The organism is Streptomyces sp. NPDC039480 (genome assembly GCF_055597165.1).
In genome coordinates this window covers 128850-154219 of record NZ_JBVITX010000002.1, presented here as the reverse complement: position 1 = coordinate 154219, position 25370 = coordinate 128850, and the positions used below count along the sequence as shown (strand labels likewise).

19 protein-coding genes are annotated in these 25370 nt (G+C 70.0%); 3 read left to right on the top strand and 16 right to left on the bottom strand.

Annotation, left to right across the window (positions count from 1 at the left end):
• Positions 1-44: 44 nt before the first annotated feature.
• On the bottom strand, positions 45-1055 hold the full coding sequence (locus tag ACZ56E_RS06630) for a polyprenyl synthetase family protein (RefSeq protein WP_471211851.1): 1011 nt from the start codon (positions 1053-1055) through the stop codon (positions 45-47).
• Positions 1056-1371: 316 nt separating this feature from the next.
• Here ACZ56E_RS06630 and ACZ56E_RS06625 point away from each other — a divergent pair, with 316 nt between their 5' ends.
• On the top strand, positions 1372-2886 hold the full coding sequence (locus ACZ56E_RS06625; protein ID WP_471211849.1) for a peptide MFS transporter: 1515 nt from the start codon (positions 1372-1374) through the stop codon (positions 2884-2886).
• 63 nt (positions 2887-2949) lie between these two features.
• Positions 2950-4941, top strand: a complete 1992-nt coding sequence (locus ACZ56E_RS06620) for a CocE/NonD family hydrolase (protein WP_471211846.1) — start codon at positions 2950-2952, stop codon at positions 4939-4941.
• Here ACZ56E_RS06620 and ACZ56E_RS06615 read toward each other — a convergent pair.
• Positions 4938-5780, bottom strand: coding sequence for an HAD family hydrolase (locus tag ACZ56E_RS06615; protein ID WP_471211843.1), 843 nt, complete (start codon positions 5778-5780; stop codon positions 4938-4940). The two genes, ACZ56E_RS06620 and ACZ56E_RS06615, sit on opposite strands and share 4 nt — an antisense overlap.
• A gap of 224 nt (positions 5781-6004) precedes the next feature.
• Between ACZ56E_RS06615 and fahA the strand changes: the two genes are divergently transcribed.
• Positions 6005-7339 carry a fumarylacetoacetase gene (gene fahA, locus ACZ56E_RS06610; protein WP_471211841.1) on the top strand — a complete coding sequence of 445 codons (1335 nt, stop codon included), beginning with the start codon at positions 6005-6007 and terminating at the stop codon, positions 7337-7339.
• 104 nt (positions 7340-7443) lie between these two features.
• Here the strand turns inward: fahA and recQ are convergent, their stop codons facing one another.
• The 14 genes from recQ to ACZ56E_RS06540 form a co-directional block, all read right to left on the bottom strand.
• On the bottom strand, positions 7444-9495 hold the full coding sequence (recQ, locus tag ACZ56E_RS06605) for a DNA helicase RecQ (RefSeq protein ID WP_471213079.1): 2052 nt from the start codon (positions 9493-9495) through the stop codon (positions 7444-7446).
• Between the two features lie 184 nt (positions 9496-9679).
• The gene (gene nuoN / locus ACZ56E_RS06600) at positions 9680-11329 is read right to left on the bottom strand and encodes an NADH-quinone oxidoreductase subunit NuoN (RefSeq protein ID WP_468604395.1); all 1650 of its coding nucleotides are present in this window, start codon (positions 11327-11329) and stop codon (positions 9680-9682) included.
• On the bottom strand, positions 11326-12897 hold the full coding sequence (locus tag ACZ56E_RS06595; RefSeq protein ID WP_468604393.1) for an NADH-quinone oxidoreductase subunit M: 1572 nt from the start codon (positions 12895-12897) through the stop codon (positions 11326-11328). The genes nuoN and ACZ56E_RS06595 overlap by 4 nt, the downstream gene beginning before the upstream one ends.
• Before the next feature lie 5 nt (positions 12898-12902).
• Entirely contained in the window at positions 12903-14798 is a 1896-nt protein-coding gene (gene nuoL / locus ACZ56E_RS06590) for an NADH-quinone oxidoreductase subunit L (protein WP_471211837.1), read from the bottom strand.
• Positions 14799-14812: 14 nt separating this feature from the next.
• A complete protein-coding gene (gene nuoK / locus ACZ56E_RS06585; RefSeq protein ID WP_003974374.1) occupies positions 14813-15112 on the bottom strand; it encodes an NADH-quinone oxidoreductase subunit NuoK in 300 nt (99 codons plus the stop codon).
• Positions 15109-15948, bottom strand: coding sequence for an NADH-quinone oxidoreductase subunit J (locus ACZ56E_RS06580; protein WP_471211836.1), 840 nt, complete (start codon positions 15946-15948; stop codon positions 15109-15111). The genes nuoK and ACZ56E_RS06580 overlap by 4 nt, the downstream gene beginning before the upstream one ends.
• Positions 15945-16604, bottom strand: coding sequence for an NADH-quinone oxidoreductase subunit NuoI (nuoI, locus tag ACZ56E_RS06575; protein ID WP_468604387.1), 660 nt, complete (start codon positions 16602-16604; stop codon positions 15945-15947). The genes ACZ56E_RS06580 and nuoI overlap by 4 nt, the downstream gene beginning before the upstream one ends.
• Complete coding sequence (gene nuoH, locus ACZ56E_RS06570; protein WP_471213077.1) at positions 16597-17934, bottom strand: NADH-quinone oxidoreductase subunit NuoH; 1338 nt, start codon at positions 17932-17934, stop codon at positions 16597-16599. Before nuoH ends, nuoI begins: the two co-directional genes overlap by 8 nt.
• Before the next feature lie 38 nt (positions 17935-17972).
• The gene (locus ACZ56E_RS06565) at positions 17973-20486 is read right to left on the bottom strand and encodes an NADH-quinone oxidoreductase subunit G (protein ID WP_471211832.1); all 2514 of its coding nucleotides are present in this window, start codon (positions 20484-20486) and stop codon (positions 17973-17975) included.
• A complete protein-coding gene (gene nuoF, locus ACZ56E_RS06560; protein WP_398300075.1) occupies positions 20483-21844 on the bottom strand; it encodes an NADH-quinone oxidoreductase subunit NuoF in 1362 nt (453 codons plus the stop codon). Before nuoF ends, ACZ56E_RS06565 begins: the two co-directional genes overlap by 4 nt.
• Positions 21844-22695 carry an NADH-quinone oxidoreductase subunit NuoE gene (gene nuoE / locus ACZ56E_RS06555; protein ID WP_471211830.1) on the bottom strand — a complete coding sequence of 284 codons (852 nt, stop codon included), beginning with the start codon at positions 22693-22695 and terminating at the stop codon, positions 21844-21846. The genes nuoF and nuoE overlap by 1 nt, the downstream gene beginning before the upstream one ends.
• The gene (locus ACZ56E_RS06550; protein WP_468604383.1) at positions 22692-24068 is read right to left on the bottom strand and encodes an NADH-quinone oxidoreductase subunit D; all 1377 of its coding nucleotides are present in this window, start codon (positions 24066-24068) and stop codon (positions 22692-22694) included. The genes nuoE and ACZ56E_RS06550 overlap by 4 nt, the downstream gene beginning before the upstream one ends.
• Positions 24068-24799: an NADH-quinone oxidoreductase subunit C gene (locus ACZ56E_RS06545; protein ID WP_471211828.1), complete on the bottom strand. Its 732-nt coding sequence runs from the start codon at positions 24797-24799 to the stop codon at positions 24068-24070. Before ACZ56E_RS06545 ends, ACZ56E_RS06550 begins: the two co-directional genes overlap by 1 nt.
• Positions 24796-25350 (bottom strand): NuoB/complex I 20 kDa subunit family protein, encoded by a 555-nt coding sequence (locus ACZ56E_RS06540; protein WP_355803993.1) that lies wholly within the window; start codon positions 25348-25350, stop codon positions 24796-24798. Before ACZ56E_RS06540 ends, ACZ56E_RS06545 begins: the two co-directional genes overlap by 4 nt.
• Between the last annotated feature and the right edge of the window lie 20 nt (positions 25351-25370).

Below are 25370 nucleotides of genomic sequence, written 5' to 3'. Positions count from 1 at the left end.
ACAAGTCCGGGCTCCGGTGGCGGCCCGGGACAGAGAGTGGGCGCTCAGCCCGCCCGGTGCACCACGAGGTCGCAGAGCTCGATCAGCGACGCCTTCGCGTCGCCCTCGGGCAGCGGGCCGAGCGCGGCCCGCGCGCTCTCCGCGTAGCAGACCGTGTCCCTGCGCGCGTGCTCCAGGGCGGGGTGCGCGCGCAGCCTGGTGAGGGCCTCCGCGTGCCGTGCATCGTCGGTGAGGTCCGAGTCGAGGAGCTCGCACAGGGCGATGTCCTCGGCGAGGCCGAGCCGCGCGGCCCGCTCGCGCAGCCGGAGGACCGGCAGCGTGGGGATGCCCTCGCGCAGGTCCGTGCCCGGCGTCTTGCCGGACTCGTGCGAGTCGGACGCGATGTCGAGCACGTCGTCGGCGAGCTGGAAGGCGACGCCGAGCCGCTCGCCGTACTGCGTGAGGACGTCCACGACGGTCTCGTCCGCGCCGGACATCATCGCGCCGAACCGGCAGGCCACGGCGACCAGCGAGCCGGTCTTGCCCCGGAGCACGTCGAGGTAGTGGTCGACCGGGTCGCGGCCCTCGGTCGGTCCCGCGGTCTCCAGGATCTGGCCGGTGACCAGCCGCTCGAAGGCCTCCGCCTGGATGCGGACGGCCTCCGGGCCGAGGTCGGCCAGGATGTACGAGGCGCGGGCGAAGAGGAAGTCGCCGGTCAGCACGGCGACGGAGTTCCCCCAGCGCTGGTTGGCGCTCTCGACGCCGCGGCGCACGTCGGCCTCGTCCATGACGTCGTCGTGGTACAGCGTCGCGAGGTGGGTCAGCTCGACGACGACCGCGGAGGGCACGACACCCTGCGCGTAGGGGTCGCCGAACTGGGCAGCGAGCATCACGAGCAGCGGCCGGAAACGCTTGCCCCCGGCATGGACCAGGTGCTGGGCGGCCTCGGTGATGAAGGGCACCTCGCTCTTGGTGGCCTCGAGCAGTCCCTCCTCGACAGCCGCCAATCCGACCTGGACATCGGCTTCGAGAGCCTGGTCCCGCACGCTCAGCCCAAAAGGCCCGACGACGGTCACGAGAGGTTCTCCTGTCTGCTGACGATCACATGGCCAACTCGGTCGATCATTGGATCTCGTTCGATGACACGGGTTTGTCGATGTGTCGCTGCCATCACTCAAGTCAGCGTATCCGGTCGACTTTCGATCACGGCGAGCACCTGCCCGCCCGTCGCACGCCGCCGCGCTGGTCGGAGCGGACGCGGGGGCCTCCCGCACCCGCTTCGCACACCAGGCCGAGCGGTGTGCGACGCTCACCGGTATGTTCTTGATCAGCCCAAAAGGCCGAGAAGACCGTCCTGCACCGCAAGACCCGTAACGACCGGGAGAAGACTCTTTGTCCCGTACTACGGCCGAGTACGAGCCGCCAGCCGAGCCGACCGGCGATCCGCCGCCGGGCGACGACCGCGCCTTCTTCGGCCAGCCGCGCGGCCTGCTCACCCTCTCCGGTCTGGAGGTCTGGGAGCGCTTCTCGTTCCTCGGCATGCAGGCCATCCTGGTCCTCTACTTCGCCGACTCCGTCGCGAACGACGGCATGGGGATGGACGCCGGCACGGCCGCGTCGGTCTCGGCGGCGTACGGCACGCTGGTTTACCTCGTCTCCGTGGCGGGCGGCTGGCTCGCCGACCGCATCCTCGGCTCGTACCGCGCGGTGCTGTGGGGCGGCATCCTCATCGCCTGCGGCCACTACTCGATGGCCGTGCCGACGGCGACGATGACCTGGGTGGGGCTCGGCCTGATCAGCGCGGGCACCGGCCTCCTCAAGCCCAACGTCGCCTCGATGGTCGGCAAGCTCTACCGCACCGAGGACGAGCGCCGCGACGCGGGCTTCGCGCTGTACTACATGGCGATCAACGTGGGCGCCTTCGCGGGCCCGCTGATCACCGGCTGGCTCGGCGACCACAAGGGCTGGCACTGGGGCTTCTCGGCGGCCGCGATCGGCATGACCTTCGGTCTCGTCCAGTACGTCCTGGGGCGGCGCCATCTCGCGGGCCGGAAGGCGTCCGCCGAGTTCGCGCTGCCGAGGGACGCGATGCGCCGGGCCGTCCTGCTGATCGTCGCCGGCCTGCTCGTGGCCGCCGCCGTCGCCGGACTCCTTGCCGCCGTCGGCTGGCTCACCATGGACCGCTTCGTCGACCTGCTCACCCTCGTCTCGGTGATCGCGCCGGTCGTCTACTTCGCGGTGATGTTCCGCAGCCCGCGCGTGAGCGCCGAGGAGCGCGGCCGCCTCAGGCCGTACGTGGTCCTCTTCCTGGCCTCCGTGGTCTTCAACTTCATCCTCTTCCAGGCGTACTCGACGATGATCCTCCTCGCGTCGACGAACGCCGAGACGTCGATCTTCGGCTTCACCTTCCCCGCGAGCTGGTACGCCTCCGCGCTCGGCGCCTTCGAGGTCGGCCTCGCGCCCGTCGTCGCCGCCGTCTGGGCGCGGATGGGCAGGCGCCAGCCGCACGCCTCCAACAAGATCGCCTTCGGAGTGATCCTGGGCGGTCTGTCGTTCCTCCTGATGACGCTGCCCACCTCGGGGCACGCCGACGACACGTACAAGATGGCGGTCTGGTGGATCGTCGGCTCGTACCTGCTGCTCGGGCTCGGCGACATCCTCGTGGAGACCTCGGGCATGTCCGCGACGACCAAGCTCGCCCCGAAGGCCTTCGCCAGCCAGACCATGGCCCTGTGGTTCCTCTCCCTCGCGCTCGCCAACGGCATCCAGGCACAGGTCGTGAAGGTCTACGGAGAGGTCTCCAACCCGGCGTACTTCGGCGTGAACGGCGGGATCGCCGTGCTCGCGGGCATCGCCGTCATCGCGCTCGCACCGTGGCTGCGCCGCACCATGCACCCCGTCCACTAGGACACCCCGCCCACCGGCAACGCCCCGTCCACCGGAGACACCCCGTCCACTGAGGTTCCACTCATGCAGATCCGCGACTCCTTCCCGTACGAGACCACCCGCGAGGACTTCCACGTAACCCTGTCCGACGGGACCAGGCTCTACGCGCGCGTGTGGCGCCCGGTCACCGACGAGCCGGTCCCCGTGCTCCTCGAATACCTCCCCTACCGCCTCAGCGACTGGACGGCGCCCCGCGACTGGCAGCGCCACCCCTGGTACGCGGGCCACGGCTACGCCTCCGTGCGCGTCGACGTCCGCGGCCACGGCAACAGCGAGGGCCTGCCCACCGACGAGTACTCGCCGCAGGAGCTGGCCGACGGCGTCGAGGTGGTGAACTGGCTGGCCGCGCAGGCCTGGTCGACCGGCAAGGTCGGCATGTTCGGCATCTCCTGGGGCGGCTTCAACTCCCTCCAGATCGCGGCGCTCGCACCCGAGCCGCTCAAGGCGATCGTCACGGTCTGCTCGGCGGACGACCGCTACGACAACGACGTGCACTACATGGGCGGTTCCGTCCTCGCGGTGGACATGCACGCGTGGGCGTCGACGATGCTCGCCTTCGCGTCGCGCCCGCCGGACCCGTACTTCGTGGGCGACGCCTGGCGCGAGATGTGGCAGACGCGCCTCGAAGCCGTCGAACCCCTCATCCACACCTGGCTGGACCACCAGACCCGCGACGACTACTGGCGGCACGGCAGCGTCTGCGAGGACTACTCCGCGATCGGCGCCGCGGTGCTCGCGGTCGGCGGCTGGCACGACCCGTACCGCGACACGGTCCTGCGCCTGGTCGAGCACCTCCCCGACGACCAGGTGCGCGGCCTGATCGGCCCCTGGTCGCACCAGTACCCGGACCGCGGCCTGCCGCCGGGCCCCGCGATCGGCTTCCTCCAGGAGACCCTGCGCTGGTGGGACCACCACCTCAAGGGCGTCGACACCGGCGTCATGGCCGAGCCGAAGCTCCGCTCCTGGATCAGCGACTCGCACCCGCCGGCGACGGTCTACCCGGAGCTGTCCGGCGGCTGGGTCGGCGACCCGTCCTGGCCGTCCCCGAACGTCACCCCCGTCTCGTACGCGCTCCAGGGCAACCCCGTCCTCGTCGACTCCCCGCAGCACACGGGCCTGGACGCGGGCCGCTTCTTTCCCTTCGGCAATGACGCGGACCTGCCGCCCGACCAGCGGGACGAGGACGCGAAGTCGGCATGCTTCGAATTCGAGGTTCCTTCGGAGGTACGGGTCCTCGGGCGCCCCAAGGTGACGCTGCGGCTGCGGATGGACGTGCCGTTCGGCCAGGCCGTCGCCCGCCTCTGCGACATCGCGCCCGACGGCTCGTCGACCCTGGTCACCCGGGGCGTGCTCAACCTCTCGGCTCGGCACGGCAGGGACCGCGCGGACGCCTGGCCCCTCGGCGCCACCGAGGACGTGACGTTCGAGCTCAACGGCATCGGCCACACCTTCCCGCCGGGCCACCGCATCCGCCTCGCGGTCTCCTCCGCGTACTGGCCCTGGATCTGGCCGCAGGCGGACTCGGTGGGCTTCACCCTGGAGCCGGTGGGCAGCTCCCTGGAACTGCCGGTACGCGAAGGCGACTTCGACCCGGCGATCACCTTCGGGCCCCCGGAGCAGTCGGAGCCGCTCGGCGTGGCGTACCCGGCGACCCTGGACGAACAGCGGCCCGAGCGCCTGGTCGTACGCGACGTGGCCAAGGGCGAGTGGCGCCTGGAGGTCGACCCGCGCTACGGCGGCACGCGCGTGTACCCCGACGGTCTCGAATTCACCGAGGACGCGCTGGAGACGTACACGATCCAGGAGGGCGACCCGCTGAGCGCCCGCACCCGCTCGGACTGGACGATCCGCCTGCACCGCCCCGAACTCGGCTGGGACACGCGCGTCGAGACCCGCTCGGAGATCACGTGTGACGCGGCGGACTTCATCACCTCGAACGAGGTGGTGTGCAAGGCCGGCGACGAGGTCGTCTTCCACCGGACGTGGGAGAGGCGGATCCGGCGGACCGCGGGCTAGGTCCTGTCGGCCCGGGACCTGGCCCGGAGGTCACCCCGCAGCAGACGGTCGAGGACGACGGCGATGCCGTCGTCCTCGTTCGAGAGGGTCAACTCGTCGGCCACCGCCTTGAGTTCCCCATGGGCGTTGGCCATGGCCACCCCGTGTGCGGCCCACAGGAACATGGGGATGTCGTTGGGCATGTCCCCGAAGGCGATCGTGTCCTCGGCCGTGAGGCCGAGCCGCTCGGCGGCCAGCGCGAGCCCCGTCGCCTTGGTCACCCCGCACGGCTGGAGCTCCACCGTGCCCGGCCCCGACATGGTGACCGTCGCGAGGGAACCCACCGCGTCGCGCGCCACCGCCGCCAACTCGTCGTCCGGCAGCCACGGATGGCGCAGGAGCACCTTGCTGATGGGCTCCTCCCACAGCACGTCCCGCCCGGGCACCCGCATCGCGGGGAGCGTGGGATGGGGCATCTCGTACCCCGGCTCGATGAGCGTGAGGCCGTGCACCCCGTCCTGGTCCACGGCCGCGTAGACCTGTCCGACCTCCGCCTCGATCTTGCCGAGCGCGGCCTCGGCGAGCTCGCGGTCGAGCTTCACCGACCACTCCATCCGGTTCGCCCCCGCGTCGTACAGCTGCGCTCCCTGGCCGCAGACGGCCAGGCCCGCATAGCCGAGTTCGTCCAGGAGGGGCCGCACCCTCGGCGCCGGGCGGCCTGTCACCACGAGGTGCCGGGCGCCCGCCTCGCTCGCGGCGGCCAGTGCCCGCCGCGACCGGTCCGAGACCGTGTCGTCGCCGCGCAGCAGCGTCCCGTCCAGGTCAGTGGCGATGAGTGCATATGCGAGGGGAGCGGCCATGATCCAGAGAATACGGATCCTGCGCTCCACCGGAAGCTGCTTGGCAAGGTGCGCATACGGCCGGGTGAGGACGGGCAGTTCCTCCCTCACAGGAAAGCGGAAGGTGATATTCCACCTCGCGCGACGCGAGTTATCCGGACATTGCGCACTCTTCAGGCACTGCCGCAACAGGCCCTCCACACGTAACGTGTGGCACACCCCTATGGAAAGCGAGGCAGGTACGCATGTCCGAGCAGACCCCGCTCGACCCGGCCGCCGGTGACTCCGCCGACCTCTCCGGAGGCCCCACCGGCCACCCCGAGGGCGGCTCCACCGGTCTTCCCGAGGGCGATCCCTTCGGCCTCCCCGAGGGCGACCCCTTCGGACCGCACAACCTCCCCTACGGCGTGTTCTCCATGGCCGGGGAGGCGACCGGCCGGCGCAGGGTCGGCGTGCGGCTCGGCTCGTACGTCCTGGACGCGGGCGCCGCGGCCGCCGCACTCGGCTCCCCCTACGTCTCGCTCCTCGCGCGCCCCACCCTGAACGCGCTGCTCGCCGCGGGCCGCACCGCCTGGTCCGACGTGCGGCGCGCCCTGACGGCGTGGGTGACGGTGCCCGCCCACCGCGAAGCCGTACGCCCCCTGCTGCACCCTCTCTCCGAAGTGACCCTGCACCTGCCGTTCGAGGTCGCGGACTACGTCGACTTCTACGCGTCGGAGAACCACGCGACGAACCTGGGCAAGATGTTCCGCCCGGACTCGCCGACCCCGCTGACGCCCAACTGGAAGCACCTGCCCATCGGTTACCACGGCCGGTCCGGCACGGTCGTCGTCTCCGGGACGGACGTCGTCCGCCCGACGGGCCAGCGCAAGGCGCCCGCCGACACGGCTCCCGTCTTCGGCCCCTCGGTCCGGCTCGACATCGAGGCGGAGGTCGGCTTCGTGGTCGGCACCTCCTCGACGCACGGCACCCCCGTCCCCCTTGCGGACTTCCGGGAGCACGTCTTCGGGCTCACCCTCCTCAACGACTGGTCCGCGCGCGACATCCAGGCCTGGGAGTACGTCCCCCTCGGCCCGTTCCTCGGGAAGTCCTTCGCCACCTCCGTCTCCGCGTGGATCACCCCGCTGGAGGCGCTGGACTCGGCACGGGTCGCACCCCCGGAGCGCACGCACCCCCTCCTGCCCTACCTGGACGACTCCGCCGAGTCGTCGGCGGACGAGCCCGGCGGCTACGACCTGCGCATGACCGTCACCCTGAACGGCCAGGTCATCTCCGAGCCGCCGTTCTCCACCGTGTACTGGACGGCCGCGCAGCAGCTGGCCCACATGACGGTCAACGGCGCCTCACTCCGCACCGGCGACCTCTACGGCTCGGGCACGGTCAGCGGCCCCGATCCCAGCCAGTACGGCTCCCTGATCGAGCTCACCTGGAACGGCCGCGACCCCCTCGAACTCCCCGACGGCAAGCGCACCTTCCTGGAGGACGGCGACGAGGTCACCCTCTCCGCCTGGGCCCCGGGCCCCGACGGCACAAAGGTGGGCCTCGGCGAGGTGACGGGCCGGATCGTGGCGGCGCGGTGACGCGCGGCGGGACGGTGACGACGAGATAAGACGCGGCGGGGTGGAGCGACGACGGCGACCCACCCGACCACAGCCACGCGTCAGGGCGCCCGGCCCGGCACGCGTCAGGACGTCCAGTCCGGCTCCTCCTCGTCGCCCCAGCCCAGCTCCGCCTCATCGGCCGGAGCCGGGGCGCCTCCGCCGGCCGGCCCGCCGGTGGCGGCACCACCAGGTGCCTCCACCGGCCGGGTGGCTCCGTCAGGCGCCCCGCCAGCACCCGTGGTGCCGCCCGCGAACTCCGCCACGACGCCGACCACACCCTCGCCGTACGTCGTCCGCTTCTTCTCGCCCACTCCGCTGATGCCTTCGAGGTCCGCCACGGACGTGGGCCGCAGTGTGGCGATCTCCCGGAGCGTGGCGTCGTGGAAGATCACATACGCGGGGACGCCCTGCTCCTTCGCCTGGGCCGCGCGCCAGGCGCGCAGCGCCTCGAAGACCGGCACCGCCTCCTGGGGCAGCTCGGCGACCGCCGCCGCCGACTTCGCCTTGCGCTCACCCTTGGCCGCCCGCGCCGCCGGAGCCCGCTTCGGCTCCTTGCGCAGCCGCACCTCGCGCTCCCGGCCCAGGACGGAGCCGCTCGTCTCGGTGAGCACCAGCGTGCCGTACTCCCCCTCGACCGCGAGGAGGCCCTGCGCCAGCAACTGCCGCACCACGCCCCGCCATTCGGCCTCCGCCAGCTCCTCGCCGATGCCGAAGACCGACAGCTGGTCGTGGTCGAACTGGATGACCTTCGCGGTCTTCTTGCCGAGCAGGATGTCGATGATCTGGCCCGCGCCGAACTTCTGCCCGCGCTCGCGCTGCAGCCGCACCACCGTGGACAGCACCTTCTGCGCCGCCACCGTGCCGTCCCAGGTCTCGGGCGGGGTGAGGCATGTGTCGCAGTTCCCGCAGGACTCCGCCGCCGCTTCCTGGCCGAAGTAGGTGAGGAGCTGGGTGCGGCGGCACTGCGCGGTCTCGCAGAGCGCCAGCATCGAGTCGAGGTGGGAGGCCGCCCGGCGACGGAACGCCTCGTCACCCTCGCTGCCCTGGATCATCTTGCGCTGCTGGACGACGTCCTGGAGGCCGTACGCCATCCAGGCCGTGGAGGGCAGGCCGTCGCGGCCCGCGCGGCCCGTCTCCTGGTAGTACCCCTCGACCGACTTGGGCAGGTCGAGGTGGGCGACGAAGCGGACGTCCGGCTTGTCGATGCCCATGCCGAAGGCGATCGTGGCGCAGACGACGAGGCCCTCCTCCCGGAGGAAGCGGGACTGGTGGGCCGCGCGGGTGCCGCCGTCCAGGCCCGCGTGGTACGGGACGGCCTCGATGCCGTTCCTGCACAGGAACTCGGCGGTCTTCTCCACCGAATTGCGCGACAGGCAGTAGACGATCCCGGCGTCGCCCGCGTGCTCCTCCTTCAGGAAGGACAGGAGCTGCTTCTTCGGCTCGGCCTTCGGCACGATGCGGTACTGGATGTTGGGCCGGTCGAAGCTCGCCACGAAGTGCTTGGCGTCCGGCATGCCGAGCCGCTCGGTGATCTCCCGGTGCGTGGCGTGCGTGGCCGTCGCGGTCAGGGCGATCCGCGGCACGTCGGGCCAGCGCTGCCCGAGCACGGAGAGCGCGAGATAGTCGGGCCGGAAGTCGTGGCCCCACTGGGCGACGCAGTGCGCCTCGTCGATCGCGAAGACGGAGATCCGGCCCCGCGAGAGGAGGTCCAGCGTGGCGTCCAGGCGCAGCCGCTCCGGTGCGAGATACAGCACATCGAGCTCGCCCGCGAGGAACTCCGCCTCCATCACGCGCCGCTCGTCGAAGTCCTGCGTGGAGTTGATGAACCCGGCGCGCACGCCGGCCGCCCGCAGCGCGTCCACCTGGTCCTGCATGAGCGCGATGAGCGGGGAGATCACCACGCCCGTGCCCGGTCTGACCAGGGCCGGGATCTGATAGCAGAGGGACTTTCCGCCGCCGGTGGGCATGAGGACGACGGCGTCGCCGCCGGCCACCACGTGGTCGATGATCGCTTCCTGCTCGCCGCGGAACGCGTCGTACCCGAAGACGCGGTGGAGCGTCCGCAGGGCGTCGCTCTCCGTCACGGAGCCGGTCGCCGCGCCCGGCGCCGCTACCGCCGCCGTCACCTCGCTCATGCCTTTGGTCCCATCCATCGCCCTGTCCCCCGCCGTGCTTCCTGCCTCGGCCACTACCTCGACCACTGCCTCCACGATAGGGCTCCCCACCGACACCCCGGACAGTTATCCACAGGCCGCCGCCCGGCACCCCCTCTCGGGATGCCGGGCGGCGACACCTGTACGAAAGATGCGATGGGCCGGGCTACCGGACGAAGACCCCCGCCTGGTTCGCCAGATCCAGGAAGTACTGCGGAGCCACGCCGAGCACCAGCGTCACCGCGACGCCCACGCCGATCGCCGTCATCGTCAGCGGCGAGGGCACGGCGACCGTGGGGCCGTCCGCCTTCGGCTCGCTGAAGAACATCAGGACGATCACGCGGATGTAGAAGAACGCGGCGATCGCCGACGACAGGACACCGACCACGACCAGCGCGCCCGCGCCGCCCTCCGCGGCCGCCTTGAAGACCGCGAACTTCCCGGCGAACCCGGAGGTCAGCGGGATGCCGGCGAAGGCGAGCAGGAAGACCGCGAAGACCGCGGCGACCAGGGGCGACCTGCGGCCGAGCCCCGCCCACTTCGACAGGTGCGTCGCCTCGCCGCCCGCGTCCCGCACCAGCGTGACGACGGCGAAGGCGCCGATGGTCACGAAGGAGTAGGCGCCCAGATAGAAGAGGACGGAGGAGATGCCGTCCGGGGTGGTGGCGATCACACCGGCGAGGATGAAGCCGGCGTGCGCGATCGACGAGTACGCCAGGAGCCGCTTGATGTCGGTCTGCGTGATCGCGATGATCGCGCCGCCCAGCATCGTGATGATCGCGACGCCCCACATGACCGGCCGCCAGTCCCAGCGCAGGCCGGGAAGCACCACGTAGAGGAGACGGAGGAGGGCGCCGAACGCGGCCACCTTCGTCGCCGCCGCCATGAAGCCGGTGACCGGCGTCGGAGCGCCCTGGTACACATCCGGGGTCCACATGTGGAACGGCACCGCGCCCACCTTGAAGAGCAGCCCCATCACCACCATCGCGACGCCGATCAGGAGCAGTGCGTCATTGCCCATGGTGTCGGCGAGCGCCGGGTTCACGCTCTTGACGTTGCCCTCGACGACGTTCGCGATCGTCGCGTACGACACGGAGCCCGCGTAGCCGTAGAGGAGCGCGATGCCGAAGAGCGTGAACGCCGAGGCGAACGCGCCGAGCAGGAAGTACTTGACGGCGGATTCCTGCGACATCAGGCGCTTGCGCCGGGCGAGCGCGCAGAGCAGATACAGCGGCAGGGAGAAGACTTCCAGCGCGATGAAGAGCGTCAGGAGGTCGTTGGCCGCGGGGAAGACGAGCATGCCGCCGATGGCGAAGAGAGCCAGCGGGAACACCTCGGTGGTGGTGAACCCGGCCTTGGTGGCGGCCTGTTCGGCCTCGCTGCCCGGCACGGCGCCGGCCTGCGCCACGAACGAGTCGACGCGGTTGCCGTGCGCCGCCGGGTCGAGGCGCCGCTCCGCGAAGGTGAAGATCGCGACGATACCGGTGAGCAGGATGGTGCCCTGCAGGAAGAGTGCAGGACCGTCGACCGCGATCGCGCCCATCGCCGCGATCTGGGCCTTGGTGGTGCCGAAGCCGCGGGCCGCGAGTCCGACGACCGCGGCGAAGGCGGCGGCCAGGGCGACCACGGACACGAACAACTGGACGTAGTAACGGGACTTGCGCGGGACGAAGGCCTCGATGAGCACTCCGAGGACGGCCGCGCCGATGACGATCAACGTCGGCGAGAGCTGTCCGTACTCGATGTCGGGGGCGTCGATCTTGCCGATCGGTTCCGCCGCCGTTGTCCACAGGCTGTGGACGGCTGTTGCGCTCACTTGGCCGCCTCCACCTCGGGCTTGGGGTCTTTCTTCTGTACGTCGGACATCGTGTGCTCGACCGCCGGGTTGACCACCTCGGTGAGCGGCTTCGGGTAGACCCCGAGGCCGATCAGGAGCGCGATCAGCGGTGCCACGACGACCAGTTCACGCACCCGCAGGTCGGGCATGGTCGCGACCTCCGCCTTCACGGGGCCCGTCATCGTCCGTTGGTAGAGGACGAGTGTGTACAGCGCGGCGAGCACGATGCCGACGGTCGCGATGATGCCGACCACCGGATAGCGCGCGAACGCGCCGACCAGGACGAGGAACTCACTCACGAAGGGCGCGAGCCCGGGGAGCGAGAGCGTCGCGAGGCCGCCGATCAGGAAGGTGCCCGCGAGCACCGGGGCGACTTTCTGCACCCCTCCGTAGTCGGCGATCAGGCGCGAGCCGCGGCGCGAGATCAGGAAGCCGGCCACCAGCATCAGCGCGGCGGTAGAGAGGCCGTGGTTGACCATGTAGAGCGTCGCGCCGGACTGGCCCTGCGACGTCATCGCGAAGATGCCGAGCACGATGAAGCCGAAGTGCGAAATGGACGCGTACGCCACGAGGCGCTTGATGTCGCGCTGGCCGACCGCGAGCAGCGCTCCGTAGATGATGCTGATCAGGGCGAGGACGAGGATGACGGGGGTCGCCCACTCGCTCGCCTCCGGGAAGAGCCCGAGGCAGAACCGCAGCATCGCGAACGTGCCGACCTTGTCGACGACGGCCGTGATCAGTACGGCGACCGGGGCGGTGGACTCTCCCATCGCGTTCGGCAGCCAGGTGTGCAGCGGCCACAGCGGGGCCTTCACCGCGAAGGCGAAGAAGAAGCCGAGGAAGAGCCACCGCTCGGTGTTGGTCGCCATGTCGAGCGAGCCGTCCGCGCGGGCGGCGGCGATCTCCTGGAGCGAGAAGTTCCCCGCGACCACATAGAGCCCGATCACGGCGGCCAGCATGATGAGGCCGCCGACGAGGTTGTAGAGGAGGAACTTCACCGCGGCGTACGAGCGCTGGGCCGAGGCGTTCTCGTCGGTGCCCGCGTGGGCGCGGTCTCCGAAGCCGCCGATGAGGAAGTACATCGGGATGAGCATGGCTTCGAAGAAGATGTAGAAGAGGAAGACGTCGGTGGCCTCGAAGGAGATGATCACCATCGCTTCGACGGCGAGGATCAGGGCGAAGAAGCCCTGAGTCGGGCGCCAGCGCGACGACTTCGTTTCCAGAGGATCCGCGTCGTGCCAGCCCGCCAGGATGATGAAGGGGATCAGGAGGGCGGTGAGCGCGATGAGTGCGACGGCGATGCCGTCGACCCCCAGCTCGTACCGCACTCCGAAGTCCTTGATCCAGGCGTGCGATTCGGTCAGTTGATAGCGGTCGCCGTCCGGGTCGAACCGGACGAGCACGGTCACGGCGAGGCCGAGCGTGGCGAGCGAGACGAGCAGCGCGAGCCACTTGGCGGCGGTCCGCCGGGCGGCCGGGACGGCTGCCGTGACGATCGCGCCGACCGCGGGCAGGACCGCCGTCGCTGTCAGGAGGGGAAAGGACATCGGTATCAGACCGCCCTCATCAGCAGGGTCGCGGCGATGAGCACCGCAGCGCCGCCGAACATCGAGACCGCGTAGGAGCGGGCGTAGCCGTTCTGCAGTTTGCGCAGGCGGCCGGAGAGGCCGCCCATCGAGGCCGCCGTGCCGTTGACGACCCCGTCGACCAGGGTGTGGTCGACGTAGACGAGGGAGCGCGTGAGGTGCTCGCCGCCGCGGACCAGGACGACGTGGTTGAAGTCGTCCTGGAGGAGGTCGCGGCGGGCGGCGCGGGTGAGCACCGAGCCGCGCGGGGCGGTCACCGGGACGGGCCTGCGGCCGTACTGGACGTAGGCGAGGGCGACGCCGATGAGCAGGACCACCATGGTGGCGCCGGTGACCGTGGCCGCGCTCAGCGGCGAGTCGCCGTGGTCGTGGTGGGTGACCGGCTCCAGCCAGTGCATGAAGCGGTCGCCGATGCTGAAGAAGCCACCCGCGAACACCGACCCGAAGGCGAGCACGATCATCGGGATCGTCATGGACTTCGGGGACTCGTGCGGATGCGGTTCGTTGCCCTCCGCGTCGGGCTGCCAGCGCTTCTCTCCGAAGAACGTCAGGAGCATCACGCGCGTCATGTAGTACGCGGTGATCGCGGCGCCGAGCAGCGCGACCGAGCCGAGGATCCAGCCCTCCGTGCCGCCCTTGGCGAACGCCGCTTCGATGATCTTGTCCTTGGAGAAGAAGCCGGACAGACCGGGGAAGCCGATGATCGCCAGATAGCCGAGGCCGAAGGTCACGAAGGTGACCGGCATGTACTTCCTGAGGCCGCCGTACTTCCGCATGTCGACCTCGTCGTTCATGCCGTGCATGACCGAGCCGGCGCCGAGGAAGAGACCGGCCTTGAAGAAGCCGTGCGTGACCAGGTGCATGATCGCGAAGACATAGCCGATGGGGCCGAGGCCCGCGGCGAGGATCATGTAGCCGATCTGGGACATCGTCGAGCCGGCGAGGGCCTTCTTGATGTCGTCCTTCGCGCAACCGACGATCGCACCGAACAGCAGCGTGACCGCTCCGACGATGGTCACGACCAGCTGGGCGTCCGGGGCGGCGTTGAAGATCTCGCCGGAGCGGACGATCAAGTACACGCCCGCGGTCACCATCGTCGCCGCGTGGATCAGGGCCGAGACCGGGGTCGGGCCCTCCATCGCGTCGCCCAGCCAGGACTGCAGCGGCACCTGCGCGGACTTGCCGCACGCGGCGAGCAGCAGCATCAGGCCGATGGCGGTGAGCTTGCCCTCCGACGCCCCGTCCGTCGCCTCCAGGACCGGCCCGAAGGCGAAGGTCCCGAAGGTGGTGAACATCAGCATGATGGCGATCGAAAGGCCCACGTCACCGACGCGGTTGACCAGGAAGGCCTTCTTCGCGGCGGTGGCCGCGCTGGGCTTGTGCTGCCAGAAACCGATCAGGAGGTACGAGGCGAGGCCGACGCCCTCCCATCCGACGTACAGGAGCAGGTAGTTGTCGGCGAGGACCAGGAGGAGCATCGCCGCGAGGAAGAGGTTCAGGTAGCCGAAGAAGCGGCGGCGCCGCTCGTCGTGCTCCATGTACCCGATGGAGTAGATGTGGATGAGCGTGCCCACACCGGAGATCAGCAGGACGAACGTCATCGACAGCTGGTCGAGCTGGAAGGCGACGTCCGCCTGGAAGCCCTCGACGGGGATCCAGCTGAACAGGTGCTGCGACAGCGAGCGCTCCTCGGCGCCCTTGCCCAGCATGTCGGTGAACAGCACGACGGCGACGACGAAGGAGGCGGCCGCGAGCAGCGTGCCGAGCCAGTGGCCCGCGCGGTCCAGTGCCCGGCCGCCGCACAGCAGTACGGCCGCTCCGAGCAGCGGCGCCGCGACGAGCAGCGCAATCAAGTTCTCCACGATTCAGCGACCCCTCAGAGCTTCATCAGGCTGGCGTCGTCGACCGAGGCCGAGTGGCGGGAACGGAACAGCGACACGATGATCGCGAGCCCGACCACGACCTCCGCGGCGGCGACGACCATCGTGAAGAACGCGATGATCTGGCCGTCGAGGTTGCCGTGCATCCGGGAGAAGGCCACGAACGCGAGGTTGCAGGCGTTGAGCATGAGCTCGATGCACATGAACACCACGATCGCGTTCCGCCTGATGAGCACGCCGGTCGCGCCGATCGTGAACAACAGGGCGGCCAGATACAGGTAGTTGACGGGGTTCACTTCGACGCCTCCTCGGTCCGCCCGATGTCGTCGCTCCGCAGGTCGGGCCGCTCCAGGCGATCGGTGGAGCGCTGCTCGAGGGCGCGCAGGTCGTCCAGTGCCTCGCTCGACACGTCGCGGATCTGGCCGCGCTCGCGCAGCGTCTTGTTGACCGTGAGCTCCGACGGGGTGCCGTCGGGGAGCAGGCCCGCGATGTCCACGGCGTTGTGCCGGGCGTAGACACCCGGGGCGGGCAGTGGCGGCAGGTGCTTGCCCTCGCGCACGCGCTCCTCGGAGAGCTCGCGCTGGGTCTTGGCGCGCTCCGTGCGCTCGCGGTGGGTGAGCACCATCGCGCCGACCGTCGCCGTGATGAGCAGGGCGCCGGTGATCTCGAAGGCGAAGACGTACTTGGTGAAGATGAGCCCGGCGAGGCCCTCCACATTGCCTCCGGAGTTCGCCTTGGTGAGGCCGTTGAACTCCTTCACCGAGGCGTTCCCGATGCCCGCGAAGAGCAGCACCGCGAAGCCGAGCCCGCAGAGCAGGGCCAGCCAGCGCTGTCCCTTGATGGTCTCCGTCAGGGAGTCGGCGGCGGTGACGCCGACGAGCATGACCACGAAGAGGAAGAGCATCATGATCGCGCCGGTGTAGACGACGATCTGGACGATGCCCAGGAAGTACGCGCCGTTGGCCAGGTAGAACACCGCGAGGATGATCATGGTCCCGGCCAGGCAGAGCGCGCTGTGCACGGCCTTCTTCATGAGGATGGTGCACAGGGCGCCGATCACCGCGACCGTGCCGAGCACCCAGAACTGGAAGGCCTCGCCGGTGGAGGTCGAATAGGCGGCGAGCTGCGTCATCGGCCGACCACCTTCTCCGACGCCGGCTCGCCGTCCCCGAAGTCCGCGGCGGCCTCCTGCGGCGTCTCGCCCTTGGAGAGCGCGACCTGGGGCACCGTCCCCGGCGCCGCCTCGGTCACGAGGCCGCGGTAGTAGTCCTGCTCGTCCATGCCCGGGAAGATCGCGTGCGGCGAGTCGACCATGCCCTCTTCCAGACCGGCGAGCAGCTGCTCCTTGGTGTAGATGAGGTTCTCGCGGCTGCTGTCGGCCAGCTCGAACTGATTCGTCATCGTCAACGCGCGCGTGGGGCACGCCTCGATGCACAGGCCGCACAGGATGCAGCGGGCGTAGTTGATCTGGTAGACGCGGCCGTACCTCTCGCCGGGCGAATACCTTTCCTCGTCCGTGTTGTCCGCGCCCTCCACATAGATGGCGTCCGCGGGACAGGCCCAGGCGCAGAGCTCACAGCCGACGCACTTCTCCAGGCCGTCCGGATGGCGGTTCAGCTGGTGCCTGCCGTGGAAGCGGGGAGCGGTGGTCTTCTGCTGCTCCGGATACTGCTCGGTCAGCCGCTTCTTGAACATGGCCTTGAAGGTCACGCCGAAGCCCGCGACAGGGTTCTGGAACCCCTGCTTCGATTGATTCGGGTCGTGCGACTCCTGGTTCGACTCAGCCATCGGACGCCTCCTTTCCATCACTTCGGGTTCCGTCACTTTGAGTATCCGGGCCACCACTGACAATCAGCTCCCGCTCATGGCGCGGGCGGCGGCGCGGGACGGGTGGCAGGCTCTGGCCGGGCAGCGGCGGAACAGGGAATCCGCCCGCCATCGGGTCGAAGGCGGCCGGCTTGTCCTCCTCGGCGGCGGCTTCCTTCTCCCGCCTGTCGCGGAAGATGTCGACGACGACGGAGAGCAACAGCAGGGCGATGACCCCGCCGCCCACATAGAGCGCGATCGAGGTGAATTCGTAGTCCTCGTTCCGCATCGCCCTGACCGTGGCGACGAGCATCAGCCAGACGACCGAGACCGGGATCAGGACCTTCCAGCCGAGCTTCATCAGCTGGTCGTAGCGGACGCGGGGCAGCGAGCCGCGCAGCCAGATGAAGAAGAACAGCAGCAGCTGGACCTTGATCACGAACCAGAGCATCGGCCACCAGCCGTGGTTCGCGCCCTCCCAGAACGTGCTGATCGGATACGGCGCCCGCCAGCCTCCAAGGAAGAGCGTGACCGACACCGCCGAGACGGTGACCATGTTGATGTACTCGGCGAGCATGAACATCGCGAACTTGATGGAGGAGTACTCGGTGTTGAAGCCACCGACGAGGTCGCCCTCGGACTCCGGCATGTCGAACGGCGCGCGGTTGGTCTCGCCGATCATCGTCACGATGTAGATCAGGAACGACACCGGCAGGAGCAGCACGTACCAGCGGTCGGCCTGCGCCTCGACGATCGTCGACGTCGACATCGACCCCGAGTAGAGGAAGACGGAGGCGAAGGCCGCGCCCATTGCGATCTCGTAGGAGATCATCTGCGCGCAGGAGCGCAGACCACCGAGGAGCGGGTACGTCGAGCCGGAGCTCCAGCCCGCGAGCACGATGCCGTAGATGCCGACCGAGGCGACCGCGAGGATGTACAGCATCGCGATCGGCAGGTCGGTGAGCTGCATCGTGGTGCGCTGGCCGAAGATCGAGACTTCGTTGCCCGCGGGCCCGAAGGGGATCACCGCGATCGCCATGAAGGCCGGGATCGCGGCGACGACCGGGGCAAGGACGTAGACCACCTTGTCCGCGCGCTTGACGATCACGTCTTCCTTGAGCATCAGCTTGACGCCGTCCGCGAGGGACTGCAGCAGACCCCAGGGGCCGTTCCTGTTGGGGCCGATGCGCAGCTGCATCCAGGCGACGACCTTGCGCTCCCACACGATGGCGAAGAGCACGGTCACCATCAGGAACGCGAAGCAGAAGACCGCCTTGAAGGCGACCAGCCACCAGGGGTCGCGGCCGAACATGGACAGGTCTTCCGCCGCAAGCGGCACCAGAGTGTGCGTCACGACGTCACCTCCGGGGCCTCAGTGGGCTCCGGCAGGACCGCCGGGCCGATGCGGACGAGGTCGCCGGGGCGGGCGCCGGTGTCCGACAGGACGCCTCCCCCGGTCGAGTTCAGCGGCAGCCAGACCACGCGGTCGGGCATCTCCGTGATCTGCAGCGGGAGTTCGGTCCTGCCCGCGGGCCCGGAGACGGCCAGCGTGTCGCCGTCCTTCACCCCCGCCTCCGCGGCGGTGGCGGGTGACACGCGCGCGTGGGCGGCGTGCCGCGTCCCGGCCAGCGCCTCGTCGCCGTCCTGGAGGCGGCCCTGGTCGAGCAGCAGCCGGTGCCCCGCGAGGACGGCCTCGCCGGCGGCGGGCCGCGGCGGCTGGACGCCGGTCTCCAGGGGCTCCGTCGCGTGCGGCCCGTCCCAGCCGCCGAGCCGCTCCAGCTCGCGGCGCAGGGTCACCAGGTCGGGCAGGCCGAGGTGGATGTCCCCGGCGTCGGCGAGCATGTGCAGCACGCGCGCGTCGGTGGGCGCCACCCTGCGCGTCATCTGGTCCGGCTTGAGCGCGGCGTCGAACATCCGCACCCGGCCCTCCCAGTTGAGGAAGGTGCCCGGCTTCTCCGCGACGGCGGCCACGGGCAGCACCACGTCGGCCCGCTCCGTCACCTCGCTGGGCCGCAGCTCCAGCGAGACCAGGAAGCCGACCTCGTCGAGCGCCGCACGCGCGCGTGCCGGGTCGGGCAGGTCGGCGACCTCGACACCCGCCACCAGGAGGGCGCCGAGCTCGCCGGTCGCGGCGGCCTCGACGATCTGGCCGGTGTCGCGGCCGTAGCGGTGCGGGAGTTCGGCGACGCCCCAGGCGGCCGCGACCTCGTCCCGCGCGCGCGGGTCGGTGGCCGGCCGGCCGCCGGGCAGCAGCGACGGCAGCGCGCCCGCCTCGACGGCGGCGCGCTCCCCGGCCCTGCGCGGAATCCAGACGAGCCGGGCGCCGGTCGCGGTGGCGGCCCGCACGGCGGCGGTGAGCCCGCCGGGCACGGCCGCGAGCCGCTCACCGACGACGATGACGGCACCCTCGGCGCGCAGCGCCTCGGAGGCCTCGGTGCCGGGCGCCTCCAGGCCCACCCCCGCGGCGAGCGCGTCCAGCCACTCGGTCTCGGTGCCGGGCGCGGCGGGCAGCAGGGTGCCGCCCGCCTTCTCCAGGCCGCGGGTCACGAACGGCGCGAGGGAGAAGGTGCGCTGGCCGTGCTTGCGCCAGGCCTTGCGCAGCCGCAGGAAGACGCCGGGCGCCTCCTCCTCGGACTCGAACCCGGCGAGCAGGACGGCGGGCGCCTTCTCCAGGAGGGCGTACGTGACACCGCTCCCGTCGAGGTCCCGGCCCCGGCCCGCCACCCGCGCCGCGAGGAAGTCGGCCTCCTCGCTGCTGTGCACGCGCGCGCGGAAGTCGATGTCGTTCGTGTCGAGGGCCACGCGCGCGTACTTGCTGTACGCGTAGGCGTCCTCCACGGTGAGGCGGCCGCCGACGAGCACTCCGGCGCGGCCGCGCGCGGCGGCGAGACCGCGGGCGGCGATCTCCAGGGCCTCGGGCCAGCTGGCGGGTTCGAGCTCACCCGTCGAGGCGTTGCGCACCAGGGGGGTGGTCAGCCGGTCAGGACGCTGTGCGTACCGGAAGCCGAAGCGGCCCTTGTCGCACATCCACTCTTCGTTGACCTCGGGGTCGTCCGCCGCGAGCCTGCGCATGACCTTGCCGCGCCGGTGATCCGTGCGCGTGGCACAGCCGCCCGAGCAGTGCTCGCACACCGAGGGCGACGACACGAGGTCGAAGGGCCGGGAGCGGAAGCGATACGCCGCCGAGGTCAGCGCGCCGACCGGGCAGATCTGGATGGTGTTCCCGGAGAAGTACGACTCGAAGGGGTCGCCCTCGCCGGTGCCGACCTGCTGGAGGGCGCCCCGCTCGATGAGCTCGATCATCGGGTCGCCGGCGATCTGGTTGCTGAACCGGGTGCAGCGCGCGCAGAGCACGCACCGCTCGCGGTCGAGCAGCACCTGGGTGGAGATCGGCACCGGCTTCTCGTACGTCCGCTTCTTGCCCTCGAAGCGGGTGTCGGTGTCGCCGACCTGCATCGCCTGGTTCTGCAGCGGGCACTCGCCGCCCTTGTCGCAGACGGGGCAGTCCAGCGGGTGGTTGATGAGGAGCAGCTCCATCACGCCGCGCTGGGACTTCTCCGCGACGGGCGAGGTCAGCTGCGACTTCACGACCATGCCGTCGGTGCAGGTGATGGTGCAGGACGCCATCGGCTTGCGCTGGCCCTCCACCTCGACGATGCACTGGCGGCAGGCGCCCGCCGGGTCGAGCAGCGGGTGGTCGCAGAACCGCGGGATCTCGATGCCGAGCAGTTCGGCGGCGCGGATCACCAGCGTCCCCTTGGGGACGCTGATCTCGATGCCGTCGATGGTCAGCGAGACGAGATCCTCGGGCGGGACCGCCGCCTCCCCGCCCCCGGAGGGAGCGTTGTTGGTGGTCACTGTCATGCGTTCACCTGCGCGTTTTCAGCGGGCCTGTCGGCCCAGAGAGTCGACTTGGCCGGGTCGAAGGGGCATCCCCTGCCGGTGATGTGCTGCTCGTACTCCGCGCGGAAGTACTTCAGTGAGGAGAAGATCGGCGAGGCGGCGCCGTCGCCCAGGGCGCAGAAGGACTTGCCGTTGATGTTGTCGGCGATGTCGTTCAGCTTGTCGAGGTCGGCCATGACGCCCTTGCCGGCCTCGATGTCGCGGAGCAACTGCACCAGCCAGTACGTCCCTTCGCGGCAGGGCGTGCACTTGCCGCAGGACTCGTGGGCGTAGAACTCGGTCCAGCGGGTGACGGCCCGCACGACGCACGTCGTCTCGTCGAAGCACTGGAGCGCCTTGGTGCCGAGCATCGATCCGGCGGCGCCGACGCCCTCGTAGTCGAGGGGGACGTCGAGGTGCTCGTCGGTGAACATCGGGGTCGAGGAGCCGCCCGGTGTCCAGAACTTGAGCCGGTGCCCGGCGCGCATGCCGCCGCTCATGTCGAGCAGCTGGCGCAGCGTGATGCCGAGCGGGGCCTCGTACTGACCGGGGTTGGTGACGTGGCCGCTCAGCGAGTAGAGCGTGAAGCCCGGGGACTTCTCGCTGCCCATCGACTTGAACCAGTCTTTTCCGCGGTGGAGGATCGCGGGAACGGATGCGATGGACTCGACGTTGTTCACCACAGTGGGGCATGCGTAGAGGCCCGCGACCGCTGGGAAGGGGGGACGCAGTCGCGGCTGGCCACGGCGGCCTTCGAGCGAGTCGAGCAGCGCGGTCTCCTCACCACAGATGTACGCGCCCGCGCCCGCGTGCACGGTGAGTTCCAGATCGAGCCCGCTGCCCAGCACGTTCTTCCCGAGGTAGCCCGCCGCGTAGGCCTCGCGGACGGCCTCGTGCAACCGCCGGAGTACGGGGACGACTTCACCCCGCAGATAGATGAAGGCATGCGACGACCTGATCGCGTAGCACGCGATCACGATTCCCTCGATGAGGGAGTGCGGGTTGGCGAAGAGGAGCGGGATGTCCTTGCAGGTCCCGGGCTCCGACTCGTCGGCGTTGACAACCAGATAGTGCGGCTTGCCGTCGCCCTGCGGAATGAACTGCCACTTCATCCCGGTGGGGAATCCCGCGCCGCCCCTGCCGCGCAGGCCGGAGTCCTTCACATAGGCGATGAGGTCGTCCGGGTCCATGGCGAGGGCCTTGCGCAGGCCTTCGTACCCTTCGTGCCGCCGGTAGGTCTCCAGCGTCCAGGACTTGTCCTCGTCCCAGAAGGCCGAAAGGACCGGGGCGAGCAGCTTCTCAGGGCTGGTCTCGTTGTTGATCTCGGCTGCCAAGGTCATCACTCCCCCTCCTCGGCGGTCGGTCCTGCCGGGTGGGCCGGGTCGGATGCCGAGGTCTGCTGTGGTGCGTCGTGCGAGCTGAGGTGCTCGGCCGGCGCTTCGTCCTGGGGGCCTCCCGCGCGCGGGTGGACCACGCGCGGCTGCGGCACCTCGCCCTTGGCCAGGCGCAGGCCGATCAGTGAGGCAGGGCCCGCGCCGCCGGTCGCCTCGACGGCGCCGGGCCGCTCGTCGGGGAAGCCGGCCAGGATCCGGGCCGTCTCCTTGTACGTGCACAGGGGCGCCCCGCGGGTGGGCTCGACCGGTACACCCGCGCGCAGGTCGTCGACGAGCCGCTTGGCGGACTCGGGGGTCTGGTTGTCGAAGAACTCCCAGTTGACCATCACCACGGGGGCGAAGTCGCAGGCGGCGTTGCACTCGATGTGCTCGAGGGTGATCTTGCCGTCCTCGGTCGTCTCGTCGTTGCCGACGCCGAGGTGCTGCTTGAGCTCGTCGAAGATCGCGTCGCCGCCCATGACGGCGCACAGCGTGTTGGTGCAGACGCCGACCTGGTAGTCGCCGGAGGGCTTGCGCCGGTACATGGTGTAGAAGGTCGCGACGGCCGTGACCTCGGCCGTGGTCAGACCCAGCATCTCGGCGCAGAACCGCATGCCCGTGCGGGTGACGTGGCCTTCCTCGGACTGCACCAGGTGGAGCAGCGGGAGGAGCGCCGACCGGGATCCGGGGTAGCGGGCGATGACCTCCTTGGCGTCCGTCTCGAGGCGGGCGCGCACGTCGGCCGGGTAGTCGGGGGCGGGGAGTTGGGGCATGCCCAGGCTGACGCCCGCGCCCTTCTCCGAAGGAGTGGTGGTCACCGGTCGACGCCTCCCATCACGGGGTCGATGGACGCGACGGCGACGATGACGTCGGCGACCTGGCCGCCCTCGCACATCGCCGCCATGGCCTGGAGGTTGGTGAAGGACGGGTCGCGGAAGTGGACCCGGTAGGGGCGGGTGCCCCCGTCGGAGACGACGTGCACGCCGAGTTCGCCCTTGGGCGACTCCACCGCGGTGTACGTCTGTCCCGGCGGCACCCGGAAGCCCTCGGTCACCAGCTTGAAGTGGTGGATGAGGGACTCCATGGAGGTGCCCATGATCTTCTTGATGTGGTCGAGCGAGTTGCCCAGGCCGTCGGGGCCGAGGGCCAGTTGGGCGGGCCAGGCGATCTTCTTGTCCTCGACCATGACGGGGCCGGGGGCGAGCCGGTCGATGCACTGCTCGATGATGCGCAGCGACTGCCGCATCTCTTCGAGGCGGATCAGGAAGCGGCCGTAGGAGTCGCAGGTGTCGGCGGTCGGGATGTCGAACTCGTAGTTCTCGTAGCCGCAGTAGGGCTGGGTCTTGCGCAGGTCGTGCGGGAGGCCCGCCGAGCGCAGGACCGGGCCCGTGGCGCCGAGCGCCATGCAGCCGGCGAGGTCCAGATAGCCGACGTCCTGCATGCGGGCCTTGAAGATGGGGTTCCCGGTGGCGAGCTTGTCGTACTCGGGGATGTTCTTCTTCATCTTCTTCACGAACTCGCGCAGCTGGTCGACCGCGCCGGGCGGCAGGTCCTGGGCGAGTCCGCCGGGCCGGATGTACGCGTGGTTCATCCGCAGGCCGGTGATGAGCTCGAAGAGGTCGAGAACGAGTTCACGATCGCGGAATCCGTAGATCATGATCGTCGTCGCGCCGAGCTCCATGCCGCCGGTGGCGATGCACACCAGGTGGGAGGAGAGGCGGTTGAGCTCCATGAGGAGGACGCGGATGACCGAGGCGCGGTCCGGGATCCGGTCCTCGATGCCGAGCAGCTTCTCGACGCCGAGGCAGTACGCCGTCTCGTTGAAGAACGGTGTCAGGTAATCCATGCGCGTGACGAAGGTCGTGCCCTGCGTCCACGTCCGGTATTCGAGGTTCTTCTCGATGCCGGTGTGCAGATAGCCGATGCCGCAGCGGGCCTCGGTGACCGTCTCGCCCTCGATCTCCAGGATGAGACGGAGCACGCCGTGCGTGGACGGGTGCTGCGGCCCCATGTTGACGATGATGCGCTCGTCGTCGGCCTTGGCCGCGGACTGGACGACCTCGTCCCAGTCGCCGCCGGTGACTGTATATACAGTCCCCTCGGTCGTCTCCCGGGCATCGGAAAGGTGCGTCCCGGAGGGACTCGGTGAGGGGCGGTGGCCGGGAGACGGGTGGGCGTGTGAAGTGCTCATCAGGTGTACGACCTCCGCTGGTCCGGAGCCGGGATCTGGGCGCCCTTGTACTCGACGGGGATGCCGCCGAGGGGGTAGTCCTTGCGCTGCGGGAAGCCCTGCCAGTCGTCCGGCATCATGATCCGCGTGAGCGCCGGGTGGCCGTCGAAGACGAGGCCGAAGAAGTCGTACGCCTCGCGCTCGTGCCAGTCGTTGGTCGGATAGACCGGGACCAGTGAGGGCAGGTGCGGGTCGGCGTCGGGCACGGCGACTTCGAGCCGGATCAGCCGGTTGTGGGTGATCGAGCGCAGGTGGTAGACGGCGTGCAGCTCGCGGCCCTTGTCGCCGGGGAAGTGCACCCCGCTCACGCCGGTGCAGAGCTCGAAGCGCAGGGCGGGGTCGTCGCGCAGGGTCTGGGCGACGCGGACGAGGTGCTCGCGCGCGATGTGGAAGGTGATCTCGTCGCGGTCGACGACGGTCTTCTCGATCGCGTTCTCCGGGAGGAGGCCCTGTTCCTCCAGGGCTCCCTCCAGTTCGTCCGCCGTCTCGTCGAACCAGCCGCCGTAGGGACGGGCGGAGGCGCCGGGCAGCGCGATGGTCCGCACCAGCCCGCCGTAACCGGACGTGTCGCCGCCGTCTCCGGCGCCGAACATGCCTCTGCGGACGCCGATGACCTCGCCGGTCTCGTCGCGCGGCGCGGGGACGCCGCTGCCGCTCAGGTGCTCGTGGTGCGGGTCGGGTGCGTCGCTCACCGCAGCAGCCCCTTCATCTCGATGGTGGGGAGCGCCTTGAGGGCCGCCTCCTCCGCCTCACGGGCCGCTTCTTCCGCGTTCACGCCGAGCTTGGTGTTCTGGATCTTCTCGTGGAGCTTGAGAATCGCGTCCAGCAGCATCTCGGGGCGCGGCGGGCAGCCGGGCAAATAGATGTCGACCGGGACGACGTGGTCCACGCCCTGCACAATCGCGTAATTGTTGAACATTCCACCCGATGATGCGCAAACCCCCATGGAAATGACCCACTTGGGATTGGGCATCTGGTCGTAGACCTGCCGCAGCACCGGCGCCATCTTCTGGCTCACCCGGCCCGCCACGATCATCAGGTCGGCCTGGCGCGGTGAGCCGCGGAAGACCTCCATGCCGAAGCGCGCCATGTCGTACCGCCCGGCGCCGGTCGTCATCATCTCGATGGCGCAGCAGGCGAGGCCGAACGTGGCGGGGAAGACGGACGACTTCCGCATCCAGCCCGCGGCCTGCTCGACGGTGGTCAGCAGAAATCCGCTCGGCAGTTTCTCTTCGAGTCCCATGCTCTTTGACCCCTCAGACC

Bases quoted from the DNA above. Each gene is read 5' to 3' on its own strand.
- nuoI (WP_468604387.1), bottom strand. From the start codon at position 16,604: ATGGCTGAGTCGAACCAGGAGTCGCACGACCCGAATCAATCGAAGCAG.
- ACZ56E_RS06595 (WP_468604393.1), bottom strand. From the start codon at position 12,897: ATGTCCTTTCCCCTCCTGACAGCGACGGCGGTCCTGCCCGCGGTCGGC.
- ACZ56E_RS06550 (WP_468604383.1), bottom strand. From the start codon at position 24,068: ATGAGCACTTCACACGCCCACCCGTCTCCCGGCCACCGCCCCTCACCG.
- fahA (WP_471211841.1), top strand. From the start codon at position 6,005: ATGTCCGAGCAGACCCCGCTCGACCCGGCCGCCGGTGACTCCGCCGAC.
- ACZ56E_RS06620 (WP_471211846.1), top strand. From the start codon at position 2,950: ATGCAGATCCGCGACTCCTTCCCGTACGAGACCACCCGCGAGGACTTC.
- ACZ56E_RS06540 (WP_355803993.1), bottom strand. From the start codon at position 25,350: ATGGGACTCGAAGAGAAACTGCCGAGCGGATTTCTGCTGACCACCGTC.
- nuoF (WP_398300075.1), bottom strand. From the start codon at position 21,844: ATGACCTTGGCAGCCGAGATCAACAACGAGACCAGCCCTGAGAAGCTG.
- ACZ56E_RS06615 (WP_471211843.1), bottom strand. From the start codon at position 5,780: ATGGCCGCTCCCCTCGCATATGCACTCATCGCCACTGACCTGGACGGG.
- ACZ56E_RS06565 (WP_471211832.1), bottom strand. From the start codon at position 20,486: ATGACAGTGACCACCAACAACGCTCCCTCCGGGGGCGGGGAGGCGGCG.
- nuoH (WP_471213077.1), bottom strand. From the start codon at position 17,934: ATGTTCGGCCGCGACCCCTGGTGGCTGGTCGCCTTCAAGGCGGTCTTC.
- ACZ56E_RS06580 (WP_471211836.1), bottom strand. From the start codon at position 15,948: ATGACGCAGCTCGCCGCCTATTCGACCTCCACCGGCGAGGCCTTCCAG.
- recQ (WP_471213079.1), bottom strand. From the start codon at position 9,495: ATGAGCGAGGTGACGGCGGCGGTAGCGGCGCCGGGCGCGGCGACCGGC.